Source organism: Massilia sp. CCM 8734 (genome assembly GCF_011682155.1).
In the GTDB taxonomy this organism is placed as follows: domain Bacteria; phylum Pseudomonadota; class Gammaproteobacteria; order Burkholderiales; family Burkholderiaceae_D; genus Telluria_A; species Telluria_A rubra.
In genome coordinates, this window is record NZ_WHJI01000028.1 from 15,343 (window position 1) to 28,460 (window position 13,118).

The 13,118-nt window shown below is 62.4% G+C and carries 11 protein-coding genes; 8 read left to right on the top strand and 3 right to left on the bottom strand.

The genetic code is table 11. The features are described from left to right. Positions 1–40 precede the first annotated feature (40 nt). Complete coding sequence (gene recN, locus F2P46_RS22945) at positions 41–1,711, top strand: DNA repair protein RecN (protein ID WP_166894520.1); 1,671 nt, start codon at positions 41–43, stop codon at positions 1,709–1,711. 281 nt (positions 1,712–1,992) lie between these two features. Next, positions 1,993–3,099 carry a ferrochelatase gene (gene hemH, locus F2P46_RS22950; RefSeq protein ID WP_166894522.1) on the top strand — a complete coding sequence of 369 codons (1,107 nt, stop codon included), beginning with the start codon at positions 1,993–1,995 and terminating at the stop codon, positions 3,097–3,099. A 64-nt stretch (positions 3,100–3,163) separates the two neighbouring features. Here the strand turns inward: hemH and F2P46_RS22955 are convergent, their stop codons facing one another. Beyond that, positions 3,164–3,310 (bottom strand): hypothetical protein, encoded by a 147-nt coding sequence (locus F2P46_RS22955; protein WP_166894493.1) that lies wholly within the window; start codon positions 3,308–3,310, stop codon positions 3,164–3,166. A 198-nt stretch (positions 3,311–3,508) separates the two neighbouring features. Between F2P46_RS22955 and grpE the strand changes: the two genes are divergently transcribed. From grpE to can, 4 genes are all read left to right on the top strand, one after another. After that, entirely contained in the window at positions 3,509–4,045 is a 537-nt protein-coding gene (grpE, locus tag F2P46_RS22960) for a nucleotide exchange factor GrpE (protein ID WP_166894524.1), read from the top strand. Between the two features lie 91 nt (positions 4,046–4,136). After that, entirely contained in the window at positions 4,137–6,077 is a 1,941-nt protein-coding gene (gene dnaK, locus F2P46_RS22965; protein ID WP_166894526.1) for a molecular chaperone DnaK, read from the top strand. A 154-nt stretch (positions 6,078–6,231) separates the two neighbouring features. Then, positions 6,232–7,365: a molecular chaperone DnaJ gene (gene dnaJ, locus F2P46_RS22970; RefSeq protein WP_166894528.1), complete on the top strand. Its 1,134-nt coding sequence runs from the start codon at positions 6,232–6,234 to the stop codon at positions 7,363–7,365. Positions 7,366–7,453: 88 nt separating this feature from the next. After that, positions 7,454–8,113, top strand: a complete 660-nt coding sequence (can, locus tag F2P46_RS22975) for a carbonate dehydratase (RefSeq protein ID WP_166894530.1) — start codon at positions 7,454–7,456, stop codon at positions 8,111–8,113. Positions 8,114–8,425: 312 nt separating this feature from the next. Here can and F2P46_RS22980 read toward each other — a convergent pair whose 3' ends face one another. Then, positions 8,426–9,247 (bottom strand): carbonic anhydrase family protein, encoded by an 822-nt coding sequence (locus F2P46_RS22980; RefSeq protein ID WP_229509415.1) that lies wholly within the window; start codon positions 9,245–9,247, stop codon positions 8,426–8,428. Positions 9,248–9,473: 226 nt separating this feature from the next. Between F2P46_RS22980 and F2P46_RS22985 the strand changes: the two genes are divergently transcribed. Continuing rightward, a complete protein-coding gene (locus F2P46_RS22985; RefSeq protein ID WP_166894532.1) occupies positions 9,474–9,842 on the top strand; it encodes a nucleotide pyrophosphohydrolase in 369 nt (122 codons plus the stop codon). A gap of 30 nt (positions 9,843–9,872) precedes the next feature. On the opposite strand, the gene gabD is transcribed toward F2P46_RS22985, so the two are convergent. Further along, a complete protein-coding gene (gabD, locus tag F2P46_RS22990; protein ID WP_166894534.1) occupies positions 9,873–11,327 on the bottom strand; it encodes an NADP-dependent succinate-semialdehyde dehydrogenase in 1,455 nt (484 codons plus the stop codon). A gap of 287 nt (positions 11,328–11,614) precedes the next feature. On the opposite strand from gabD, the gene F2P46_RS22995 reads away from it, so the two are divergent. Then, positions 11,615–12,907 carry a PEPxxWA-CTERM sorting domain-containing protein gene (locus F2P46_RS22995; protein WP_166894536.1) on the top strand — a complete coding sequence of 431 codons (1,293 nt, stop codon included), beginning with the start codon at positions 11,615–11,617 and terminating at the stop codon, positions 12,905–12,907. The last annotated feature ends 211 nt before the right edge of the window (positions 12,908–13,118 follow it).

Genomic DNA, 13,118 nt, shown 5'->3' on the forward strand with positions numbered 1-13,118 from the left:
CACGCCATTCCCCATTCGAATACTGGACTGACACACCTTCATGCTGCGTACCCTTACCATCCGTGATTTCGTCATTGTCGATACCATCGAACTTGAATTTTCCAGCGGTTTTTCCGTCTTCACCGGCGAAACCGGGGCCGGCAAGTCGATCCTGATCGACGCGCTGCAGCTGGCGCTGGGCGGGCGCGGCGACGCCAGCGTGGTGCGCGAGGGCGCGGCCAAAGCCGACATCACGGCCGATTTTTCGGTCAGCGCCGCCGCACCAGCTTGTGAATGGCTGGAGCACAACGAATTCGCCGTCGAGGAGGGCGGGGCGCTGCTGCGCCGTGTGATCGACAACGCCGGCCGCTCCAAGGCATTTATCAACGGCATCGCCGCCACCGCCGCCCAGTTGCGCGACCTGGGCGACATGCTGGTCGATATCCACGGCCAGCACGCGCATCAGTCGCTGCTCAAAAGCGACGCCCAGCGCGCGCTGCTCGATAACCAGGCCGCCTTCAAGGATGCCGGCGCCGACGCCGATGCGCGCGCCGTGGCGGCCTCCCACAAGGCCTGGCGCGCCCTGGCCCGCCAGCGCGAGGAATTCGAAACCAACGCCAAGAACGTGCTGATCGAGCGCGAACGGCTCGAATGGCAGGTGGCCGAGCTGCAAAAGCTGGCCGTCAAACCGGGTGAATGGAGCGAGATCACCAACGAGCACAGCCGCCTGTCGCACGCCGCCAGCCTGCTCGAAGGCGCGCAGGAAGCGCTGGCCGCGATTTCCGAATCGGACCATCCGATCCTGTCGCAATTGTCGTCGCTTAACCAGAAGCTGGGCAAGCTGGTCGCGGTCGATGCGCAAATGCAGACCGTGCTCGACTGCATGGAACCGGCCCGCATCCAGTTGCAGGAAGCGGTGTACGCGCTCAATAACTACCTGGACAAGGTCGACCTCGATCCCGAGCGCCTGCGCACGGTGGACGCGCGCATGGAAGCGATCCATACCACGGCGCGCAAGTTCCGCGTGACCCCGGATGCGTTGCCGGAGGAGTTTGCCAGCCTGTCGGAGCGCCTCAAGCAACTGGCCGACGCCAGCGACCTGGATGGCCTGCGCCAGCAGGAAGAGAGAATCAAGGACAGCTATATGGCGGCGGCGGCGCGCCTGTCGGCCACGCGCACCAAGGCGGCGCGGCTGCTCGGTACGCAGGTGACGGCGGCCATGCAGGAGCTGAACATGACCGGCGGCAGTTTCGTGGTGGGATTGAATGCCTGCGAGCCGACCAGCAATGGGGTCGAGCAGGTGGAGTTTCTGGTGGCCGGTCACGCCGGCGTGGCGCCGCGTCCGCTGGCCAAGGTGGCCTCGGGCGGCGAGCTGGCGCGCATTGCGCTGGCCATTTCGGTGATTACCTCGAACGCCACGACCACGCCGACCCTGATTTTCGACGAGGTCGACAGCGGGATCGGCGGCGCCGTGGCCGAAGTGGTGGGGCGTTTGCTCAAGCGGCTGGGGCAGGAACGGCAAGTGCTGTGCGTGACCCACTTGCCGCAGGTGGCCAGCCAGGCCAACCAGCATTTCCAGGTGGCCAAGGGGACCACGGGGGAGGGCAAGACCGTGTCGCACATCGATGTGCTGGACAACAAGGCGCGGGTGGAGGAAGTGGCGCGCATGCTGGGTGGGGTGGAGATTACGGCGACCACGCGCAAGCATGCGCGCGAGTTGCTGGCGTTGTAAGGTCCGATGTACGACTTATTGCCGGTTGCGGACCGCGACTGCCGACTTTTGACCGCTGGCTGTCTAGCCGTCTAGCCGTCGTTCCCGCGCAGGCGGGAACCCAAGGCACCTTCGCTAAGCGGCGATGCCTTGGGTCCCCGCCTTCGCGGGGACGACGGAACTGATGCCGGTGGTCCTACCGGGTCACACCGTCTTAAAACCGGTTCAAAACACGTAAATAATGCTGGGTTTTAACCCGCAACCCTATAATATCGGCTCTCCCGCTCACGATCGCCGACCCCATGTCCTTCCGCAAAGAACCCCCCTTCACCCACGGCACGCCGACCCGCAACGCCGTGGTGCTGGTCAACCTGGGCACGCCGGACGCCCCGACCACCCCGGCCGTGCGGCGCTACCTGAAGGAATTCCTGTCCGACCCGCGCGTGGTCGAAATTCCGCGCGCTATCTGGTGGATGATCTTGCACCTCATCATACTGCCATTTCGCTCCAGCAAATCGGCCGCGAAATACGCGTCGATCTGGACCAAGGAAGGTTCCCCCCTCAAAGTCCACACCCGGAAGCAAGCCATCTTGCTGCGCGGCCTGCTGGGCGAGCGCGGTCATGATTCGGTGAACGTGGTGATGGCGATGCGCTACGGCTCGCCCTCGCTGCCGGAAGTGCTGGACCAGCTCAAGGCCGAGAACTGCGAGCGCGTCGCCATCCTGCCGGCCTACCCGCAGTACTCGGGCACCACCACCGGCTCGATCAGCGACGCCGTGTTCGCCCACTACGCGGGTGTGCGCAACGTGCCGGAACTGCGCATGATCAAGCACTACCACGACCACGATGGCTACATCGACGCCCTGCGCGATAGCGTGCTGGCGCACTGGAAAATCAACGGCCGTGGCGACAAGCTGGTGATGAGCTTCCACGGCGTGCCGAAACGCACCCTGATGCTGGGCGACCCTTACCACTGCGAATGCTACAAGACGGCGCGCCTGCTGGCGACCAAGCTGGGTCTGTCGTCCGAGCAATACCTGGTCACCTTCCAGTCGCGCTTCGGCAAGGCCGAGTGGCTGCAGCCGTACACGGCGCCGACCCTGGTGCAGATGGCGAAAGATGGCCTCAAGCGCGTCGACCTGATCTGCCCGGGTTTTACCAGCGACTGCCTGGAAACGCTGGAAGAGATCGCGATGGAAGCGAAGCACGACTTCGAAACCGCCGGCGGGCGCGAATTTCACTACATCGCCTGCCTGAACGAGTCGCCCAAATGGATCGCCGGCCTGGCCGACATCGCCGAGCAGCACATGCTGGGCTGGGATACCAAGACCACGCCGGCCCAGCGCGAGGCTGAAAAGCAGGATAAGGAAACGGGCCGCCGCAACGCCGTCAAACTGGGCGCAAGCTGACCTTCCGCCGTGCCTACCGCCGTGCCTACCGCCGTGCGGATTGACAGGCGCTATTTGCCGCCTGTTAAAATAGCGTTCCTTGCACACTCAGCTCTGCGTAGCAGATCCAGGCCAGCGCGAGCACGGTGTAGGCAACAACGCTGACGGCAATCAACGGCAACTTCATGTCGAACTCCCTGAAACAGCCCTCGCGCGGGCGATGCACGCGCATGCAGACTGGATGTCTTCATGGTAGTCCGGGCCGTCATGAAAAGTATCTCCTCATTGGTAAGATTTGTAACATTGCACAAAAAAGCAACGCTGTAGGATTCCCCTTGAAAATGTAGGTTATAGCCCCATCTGGGTGCCTATGTGGCTAGCAAGACACGTCAAACAATTAGTTAAGTCATTGATTCCAGGAGCTTTTCCGATGCAAGAGCAAGAAAATCCAGAAGTCTCGCAACCGTCCGACGAATCGGTTCAGGCCTCCGCGCCCGCCAATGGCGAACGCAGCCTCGAAGAGCAGCTCAGCGCCACCGAAGCCAAGCTGGCCGAGATGCACGACGCTTTCATGCGGGCCAAGGCCGAAGGCGAGAACATCCGCCGCCGCGCCCAGGAAGACGTCAACAAGGCGCATAAATTCGCTATCGAAAGCTTCGCCGAGGCCATGGTGCCGGTGCGCGACAGCCTCGAAATGGCGCTCAAGGTCGAGTCGCCATCGCTCGAGTCGCTGAAAGAAGGCGTCGAAATGACCCTCAAGCAGCTCACCTCGGCGTTCGAGAAAAACAAGCTGGTCGAGGTGATGCCGGCCCAGGGCGACAAGCTCGATCCGATGAAGCACCAGGCCGTCGCCGTGGTGCCGGCCGAGCAGGAAGCGAACACCGTGGTCAGCGTGCTGCAAAAAGGCTATATGATCGCCGACCGCTTGTTGCGTCCCGCCATCGTTACCGCAGCGCAAGCAAAATAAATACGGTGTGCTCTCTTGCAAGGTCTTGAAAGCACGCAGTTTTTCCACATATTCAAGTCATCTGAAACTAAGTAATTAAAAGGAAAAAATCATGGGCAGAATTATCGGTATTGACCTTGGCACGACGAACTCTTGCGTTGCCATCATGGAAAACGGTCAGCCAAAGGTAATCGAGAACGCAGAAGGCGCGCGTACGACGCCTTCCATTATTGCTTACCAAGAAGATGGCGAAATCCTCGTCGGCGCACCGGCCAAGCGCCAGGCCGTCACCAACCCGAAGAACACGCTGTTCGCGGTCAAGCGCCTGATCGGCCGTAAGTTCGACGAAAAAGAAGTGCAGAAAGATATCGGCCTGATGCCGTATTCGATCATCAAAGCCGACAACGGCGATGCATGGATCGGCGTGCGCGACAAAAAACTGGCGGCTCAGCAAATTTCCGCTGAAGTCCTGCGCAAAATGAAAAAAACCGCCGAAGATTACCTCGGCGAAGAAGTGACCGAAGCGGTCATCACCGTGCCTGCCTACTTCAACGATTCGCAGCGCCAGGCGACCAAAGACGCCGGCCGTATCGCTGGCCTCGATGTCAAGCGCATCATCAACGAGCCAACCGCGGCGGCGCTGGCGTTCGGCCTCGACAAAACCGACAAGGGCGACCGCAAGATCGCCGTGTATGACCTGGGCGGCGGCACGTTCGACGTCTCGATCATCGAAATCGCCGACGTCGATGGCGAAAAGCAGTTCGAAGTGCTGTCCACTAACGGCGACACCTTCCTCGGCGGCGAAGACTTCGACCAGCGCATCATCGATTACATCATCGACGAATTCAAGAAGATCAACGGCCTGGACCTGAAAAAAGATCCGATCGCCCTGCAGCGCATCAAGGCGTCGGCCGAGCGCGCGAAGATCGAACTGTCGTCGTCGCAGCAAACCGAAATCAACGAGCCGTACATCGCCATGGCGAACGGCGCGCCGGTCCACCTGAACCTGAAAATGACCCGCGCCAAGCTCGAGTCGCTGGTTGAGGAACTGATCGCGGCCACCATGGAGCCATGCAAGATGGCGATCAAGGATGCCGGCGTCAAAGTGTCCGACATCGACGACATCATCCTGGTCGGCGGCATGACCCGTATGCCGAAGGTGCAGGAAAAGGTCAAGGAATTCTTCGGCAAAGAGCCACGCAAGGACGTCAATCCGGATGAAGCCGTCGCTGTCGGCGCCGCCATCCAGGGCGCCGTGCTGTCGGGCGAGCGCAAGGACTTGCTGCTGCTGGACGTGACCCCGCTGTCGCTGGGTATCGAAACCATGGGCGGCGTGATGACCAAGATGATCCACAAGAACACCACGATCCCCACCAAGTTCAGCCAGGTGTTTTCGACCGCCGAAGACAACCAGCCTGCGGTGACGATCAAGGTGTTCCAGGGCGAGCGTGAAATCGCGGCCGGCAACAAGGGCCTGGGCGAATTCAACCTCGAAGGCATCCCGCCGGCATCGCGCGGCACGCCGCAGATCGAAGTGACCTTCGACATCGACGCCAACGGCATTTTGCACGTCGGCGCCAAGGACAAGGCCACCGGCAAGGAAAACAAGATCACGATCAAGGCCAACTCCGGCCTGACCGAGGCGGAAATCCAGAAAATGGTGAAAGACGCCGAAGTCAACGCCGAAGAAGACAAGAAGGTCAAGGAGCTGGCTGAATCGCGCAACCAGGCCGATAACCTGGTGCACTCGACCCGCAAGTCGCTGACCGAATACGGCGACAAGCTCGACGCTGGCGAGAAAGAAGCCATCGACACGGCGATCACCGACGTCGAAGGCGCGATCAAGTCCGGCGACAAGGCCGAGATCGACGCCAAGATCGAAAAACTGTCGGCTGCGTCGCAGAAGCTGGGCGAGAAGATGTATGCCGACCAGCAGGCGCAGCAAGCTGCCGGCGGCGCTGACGCCGGCCAGCAGGCAGGCGGCGCCGAGGGTAAACCTGCCCAGGACGACGTCATCGACGCCGACTTCAAGGAAGTCAAAGACGCCAAGTAATTGATGCCGGAGCAAGGTGCGGGCCGCCCACAAGCGGTGCGCACCGGTTAGAGGCGCTCCGGACAGAGCAAAGGCGACGACAAGCCGAGCCCTCCCGCGGCTCGGTTTTTTGCATAAACAGTAGCGTAGTAGCTAGACAGCAAGGTGCCGACAAATGGCAAAGCGTGATTTTTACCAGATCCTCGGGGTCGCCAAGAATGCTTCTGAAGAAGAAATCAAGAAGTCGTATCGCAAGCTTGCGATGAAATACCATCCGGACCGCAATCCGGACAGTAAGGAATCGGAAGAGAAGTTCAAGGAAGTCAAAGAAGCGTACGAAATGCTGACCAATCCGGAGAAGCGCGAAGCGTACGACCGCTATGGTCACGCCGGTGTCGATCCGAACATGGGTGGTGGCGGCGGCGGCGGTTTTGGCGGCGCCGGCGGCTTCCCGGACAGCTTCGGCGATATCTTCGGCGACATTTTCGGCGGCGGCGGTCGTGGGCGCAGTGCCGGTCCGCAAGTGTACCGGGGCGCCGACATGCGCATGGGCTTCGAGATCACGCTGGAGCAGGCGGCGCATGGCCACACCCAGGAATTGCGCATCCCGAGCTGGGACAAGTGCGAAACCTGCCACGGCAGCGGCGCCAAGCCGGGCACCTCGCCGGTCACTTGCACCCAGTGCGGCGGCCACGGCCAGACGCGCGTGCAGCAAGGCTTCTTCAGCATCCAGCAGACCTGCTCGCGTTGCCAGGGCAGCGGCAAGATCATTGCCGAACCGTGCGCTCCGTGCGGCGGCGAAGGCATGATCAAGCGCCAGAAGATCCAGGAAGTGAGTATTCCTGCCGGTATCGAAAGCGGCGTGAGCATCCGTTACAAGGGGCTCGGCCAACCGGGCACCAACGGCGGGCCACCGGGCGACCTGTTGATCGAAGTGCGGGTCAAACCGCACTCGGTGTTCAATCGCGAAGGCGATGACCTGCATTGCGAAATGCCGATCTCGTTCGTGAAGGCCACCCTTGGCGGCGAGATCGAAGTGCCTACCCTGTCCGGGAAGGTCTCGTTCACGATTCCTGAAGGCACCCAATCGGGCCGCACTTTCCGCCTGAAAGCGAAGGGCATCAAGGGCATGCGTTCCGGCTATCCGGGCGACCTGTTCTGCCACGTGGCGGTCGAAACGCCGGTCAAGCTGACCGACAAGCAAAAAGACCTGCTGCGCGAATTCGAGCGCCTGACGGTCGAAGGCGGCGGCAAGCACAGCCCGCAGAGCAAGGGCTGGATGGACAAGGTGAAAGATTTTTTCGAATAAGGCGGGCCTAGTTGCGCCTATTCATCCGAACCGCTGAACTTGGCCCATGGCTCTGTCAGCGGTTTTTTTTCGAACAGACAGGACTGACATGACTCAAGCACAATACGATATCGACGCGCTCTTCAAACGCAACCGTGACTGGGCTGCGGCGATGGTTGCCAAGGATGAGAACTTCTTCAAGGCATTGACCGCCCAGCAGTCGCCCGAGTATCTGTGGATCGGCTGTTCCGACAGCCGGGTGCCCGCCAACGAGTTGCTGGGACTGGCGCCGGGCGAACTGTTCGTCCACCGCAATATCGCCAACGTGGTCGTGCATTCGGACTTGAACTGCCTGACGGTGTTGCAGTTCGCCATCGACGTGCTCAAGGTCAAGCACGTCATCATTTGCGGGCACTATGGCTGCTCAGGCGTACACGCGGCCATGATCAACAAGCGCGTGGGCCTGGCCGACAACTGGCTGCGCCACGTGCAGGATGTGCAGCAAAAGCACGAGAAATACCTGGGCGACGTGTTGCCGTCGCGCGCCCGCGCCGACCGCTTGTGCGAGCTGAACGTGACCGAGCAGGTGGTCAACACGGCGCAGACCACGGTGGTGCAGGATGCCTGGGAACGCGGCCAGCCGCTGACGGTGCATGGCTGGGTGTACGGCCTGCACGACGGCTTGCTGCGCGACCTGGGAATGAGCGTCAGCGGCGCCGATGAGTTGGCGCCGAAAGTGGCGGCGCGCCTGTTGGAGTATCAGGAATAGCCGGAATTGGCCCTGTGATCGTCGCCCCCGCGCAGGAGGCTGTCTCAAAAGGGACGCGTTCAACGACTGCCACCTCCAGCACCGTCATTCCCGCGCAGGCGGGAATCCCATTCCGTGGCATAGCAGCGAACTTGGATTCCCGCCAAGGGGGCCGCCCAGGCCGGGAATGACGGATAAGAGTCTACCGCCTAGCGGTGATTTTAGCGTTTTGAGACAGCCTCGCAGGCGGGGACCCAAGGTGGTTCTTTCGCCTGTAACCGGGCATACAAAATTGGACCCCCCCGCCTGCGCGGGGGCGACGGTTTTGCGGTTTTAGTTGCTTTCCTTGATCACACGCCCGTTCAGGTGCTGGACCGGACGGGCGTTGTGCTTGTACAGCTTGTGAAACTGGGCCAGCTGCGCCTTCGACATTTCCACCGGCGTTTTCAGCACGAACCAGTTGGCTTCTTCGCTGCATGGCGGCGTGGTCAGCGAGCCGGGGAAGTTGTAGTAACCCTGGGTCGGCGGCAAAATGCCCATCATGTCGATGGTCACGCCATCGACCGCCTGCTCGACTTCGGCTTCCTTCGGCAGATTGTTGAAAATGTTGGTCAGTGCCGGGTTTTCCTTGCCCAGCTTGAACAATACCGCCACCACGGCCAGCTTGTTGTCGGCATTCTTGTGCACGAGGTGCAATCCCAAGGGATACTGCTTGCCGTTGATGCGCTCTTCGCTCGGCGTATGGAAATGGAATTGCAGCAATTCATGGCGCACGCCACTGATCGACATCCCGCTGCCCGGCGCATAATTGACCTGCACCGTGTGCCCGTTATCGATGATTTTCAGCGGCGACGGCTGGTACTCGAACACAATCGGATCGAGCTGGGATTTGGTGGTGGCGTCGGTGCGGATATCGATCGGCGACTGCGCGTGGCCGGTCTTGCAGATAACATAGTCGGACTTGAGGCCGCCCCATTTGGCCGGCCCGGTGGTGCCGTTATACGTCCACTCGTGTTGGGCATGCCTGGCATGCGCGGCTGGCGCCGCTGTTGGTGCGGCTGCTGGCGCTTGCGCCCCGGCCGGCGCCTGGGCGTGCGCCGGCAGCGGCAGGATGGCGGCCAGCGCCAGCGAAACGACGGTCATACGTAAAAACATGTGAGTTCCTTTGATCGAATGGGATACCGTATGGAGTGGCGTCGCGGCGGGGACATGGCTGCACAAACTGCACAGGGACGCGTCGTGGCGCTCGCTCTGTCCGGCAATAATATCTTGTCTTAGCGCAAGTAAATACAGCAAAGCTCGCGCTTGCTGCAAAGACGCAACACAAATGCTGGCGCAGCTCCGCTGACCCAAGTGTGGAAAATACTAATGGAGTAAAAATTTGAATCAGGAAAATGATCGGCTGGAAACCATTCGCACCCTGGTGCGCACCTTCGTCGAGGAGCGCGACTGGGGCCAGTTCCACACGCCCAAGAATTTATCGTCGGCGCTGTCGGTGGAAGCGGCCGAGCTGCTGGAACATTTCCAGTGGCTCAAGACCGGGACGCAGGAAGAATTGGGGGCGGACAAACTTGTGCAGGTGCGCCACGAAATGGCCGACGTGCTGGTCTACCTGGTGCTGTTGGCGGACCAGCTCGATATCGACCTGGGCGCGGCGGTGCAGGAAAAGATGGTGCTCAACCGGGCCAAATACCCGGCCGACAAGGTGCGCGGCGATGCCCGCAAATACCACGAATACCCGCCGGACTGAGCCGGCGGGCTTGCTTGACCAGACTGTGAGTTACAGCCCGCCCATGCAGATGTACTTGATCACCAGATAGTCGTCGATGCCATAGCGCGAGCCTTCGCGTCCCAGTCCCGATTGCTTGACGCCGCCGAACGGCGCCACCTCGGTCGACATCAGGCCGGTATTGACGCCGACCATGCCCGTTTCCAGGGCATCGGCCACGCGCCACACGCGCCCGATGTCGCGCGAGTAAAAATACGCCGCCAGCCCGAATTCGGTGTCGTTGGCCATGGCGATGACATCTTCCTCGGTATCGAAGCGGAACAGGGGCGCGAGCGGGCCGAAGGTTTCTTCGGTGGCCACCTGCATCTTGGATGTCACGTCGGCCAGCACGGTCGGCTCGAAAAAGCTGTGTCCCAGGGCGTGGCGCTTGCCGCCGGTCAGCAGGCGCGCGCCTTTCGACAGGGCGTCGGCGATGTGCTCCTCGACCTTGACGACGGCCTTTTCCTCGATCAGCGGGCCTTGGGTCACGCCCACATCCTGGCCGTTGCCGACTTTCAGTTTGGCCACCGCCGCCACCAGTTTTTCGGCGAAGCGCTCGTACACGCCATCCTGCACATACAGGCGGTTGGCGCACACGCAGGTCTGGCCGGCGTTGCGGTACTTGGACGCGATCGCCCCTTCCACCGCCGCATCGAGGTCGGCGTCGTCGAACACGATGAAAGGCGCGTTGCCGCCCAACTCCAGCGACAGCTTCTTGATGGTCGGCGCGCACTGCTCCATCAGCACGCGGCCGACCTGGGTCGAGCCGGTGAAGGTGAGTTTGCGCACCAGCGGATTGCCGGTCATTTCGGCGCCGATCGCTTTTGAATCGCCCGTGATGACGCTGAACACGCCCTTGGGCACGCCCGCGCGCTCGGCCAGTTCGGCCAGCGCCAGGGCCGAGAACGGGGTCAGCTCGGCCGGCTTGACCACCATCGGGCAGCCGGCCGCCAGCGCGGGGCCGACCTTGCGCGTGATCATCGCCGCCGGAAAATTCCACGGCGTAATCGCCGCGCATACGCCGATCGGCTCCTTGGTCACCACCAGGCGACGGTCGGGCCAGGGCGACTGCAGGGTGTCGCCCTCGATCCGCTTGCCTTCCTCGGCGAACCACTCGATGAACGACGCCGCGTAGGCGATTTCGCCTTTCGATTCGGAGAGCGGCTTGCCTTGTTCGGCGGTCATGATCAGGGCCAGGTCGTCGGCGTTCTCGATCATCAGGTCGTTCCATTTGCGCAGAATGACGCTGCGTTCGCGCGCGCTCTTCTTGCGCCAGGCCGGCCAGGCCGCGTTGGCCGCGCCAATCGCGCGCGCGGCGTCATCCTTGCCCATGCGCGGCACCGTGCCGAGGGTTTCGCCGGTGGCCGGATTGGTCACGGTGATGGTGGCCGCGTTGCCCGCATCGCACCATTCGCCGTCGATAAAACATTGCTGCCGCAGCAGCGCAGGGTCTTTGAGATTCAACATAACAGGGCTTTCGTGATCGGGCTTGGCGCGAGGCCGGGCAATCATCTTAGCGTTTTTTGCAACTGGTTGCCGGGCAGCGGAGCGCGCGTGCTGCGATGCTTGCCACCAAGCAGCATTCGGTCGCTGCCGTCTTGATCGCGCGCAGGCCGACTGCATTCTGCGGGGAACTTTTTGTGATGCCACAAACCCGGACGCCGCGCCGCGACCATCCTGAACGTTGGCGGCGCCGCTTCCGGCGTTGCCCGCTGTCCCTGTGGGAACCGTCACCGCTCACGATGAGGTGCCTTATGCGTCAAGCTGTCCGCTTTCTTCCCACATTGGTGCTGTGCGCCGCCTGCCTGCCGGCGCTGGCCGCGCCAGCGCCGCGCTACAGCATCACCACCATCCTGGCCGGCCAGTTCGACTATGTCGAAGCGACCGGCATCAACAACCGTGGCGACGTGGTCGGTGGCGCCTACGTGACCGGCCAGGAGTGGCGCGGCTACCTGTTCGCCGACGGGCGCACGACGCAGCTGGGCAGCCTGGGCGGCCAGTACACGCGCGTACAGGCGATCAACGAGGCGCGCCAGATCGTGGGCGAATCGCGCACGCCGGGCGGCATCAGCCACGCCGTCATGTTCAGCGGCGCCACGGTGACCAACCTGACGCCGTGGGCGCTCAGGGACAGCGCCGCCTCCGCCATCAACAACGCCGGCACGGCGGTTGGCGCGATTCCCTGCGACTGCCTGGAGTTCCACGCCGCCCGCTTCACGCGCGGCGGCGGCGTGTCCGACCTGGGCACGCTGGGCGGCAAGTCGAGTAACGCCGACGGCATCAACAACGCCGGGCAGATCGTCGGCTGGGCCGCGCTGGCCGGTCCCTACACCCCGCGCGCCTTCCTGTACGAGAAGGGCAAGATGCGCGACCTCGGCACCCTGGGCGGTGAATGGTCGAGCGCGAGCGCGATCAACGAGGCGGGGCATGTCGCCGGCAGTTCTGCGCTGGGCGGGCAAGGGGGAGACCACGCCTTTTTGTACGTGAACGGCGTGATGAGCGACCTGGGCGCCTTGTCCGGCATGGACAGCGCGGCGCGCGGCATGAACAATGCGGGGCAGGTGGTGGGGCTGTCCTACCAGGGCTGGGACATCAACGAGGCGGTGTTGTGGGAGGGCGGGGCGCTGTTCAATCTGAACAGCCTGATCGACCCGGCGTCCGGCTGGCACCTGACCGATGCCGGCGCGATCAACGACCTCGGGCAGATTGCGGCCAGCGGCTGTCATCAGGGGTTGGGCGTATGCGGCATGCTGCGGCTCGATCCGGCCAGCATGCTGCGGCTCGATCCGGCCAGCATGCTGCGGCTCGATCCGGCCAGCATGGCGCCGGTACCGGAACCGTCGACCTGGGCCATGCTGCTGGCCGGGCTGGCGCTGGTGGGCATGCGCGGCCGGCGCCGCAAAGTCCGTCATTCCCGCGCAGGCGGCTGTCTCAAAAGGGAAGCGTTCAACGACTACCACCGCCTCCAGCACCGTCATTCCCGCGCAGGCGGGAATCCAAGTTCGCTGCTATGCCACGGAATGGGATTCCCGCCTGCGCGGGAATGACGGATAAGAGTCTACCGCCTAGCGGTGATTTTAGCGTTTTGAGACAGCCTCGCAGGCGGGAATCCAAGGCATCTTAGCTGAGCGACAGTGCCTTGGATTTCCGCCTGCGCGGGAAGGACGGAACGGCATCGGGGTCTGACCTGAACGGCATCGGGGTCTGGCATCGGGGTCTGACCTCAATTAAGAAACTAGTTACATTTTTGCAATATCA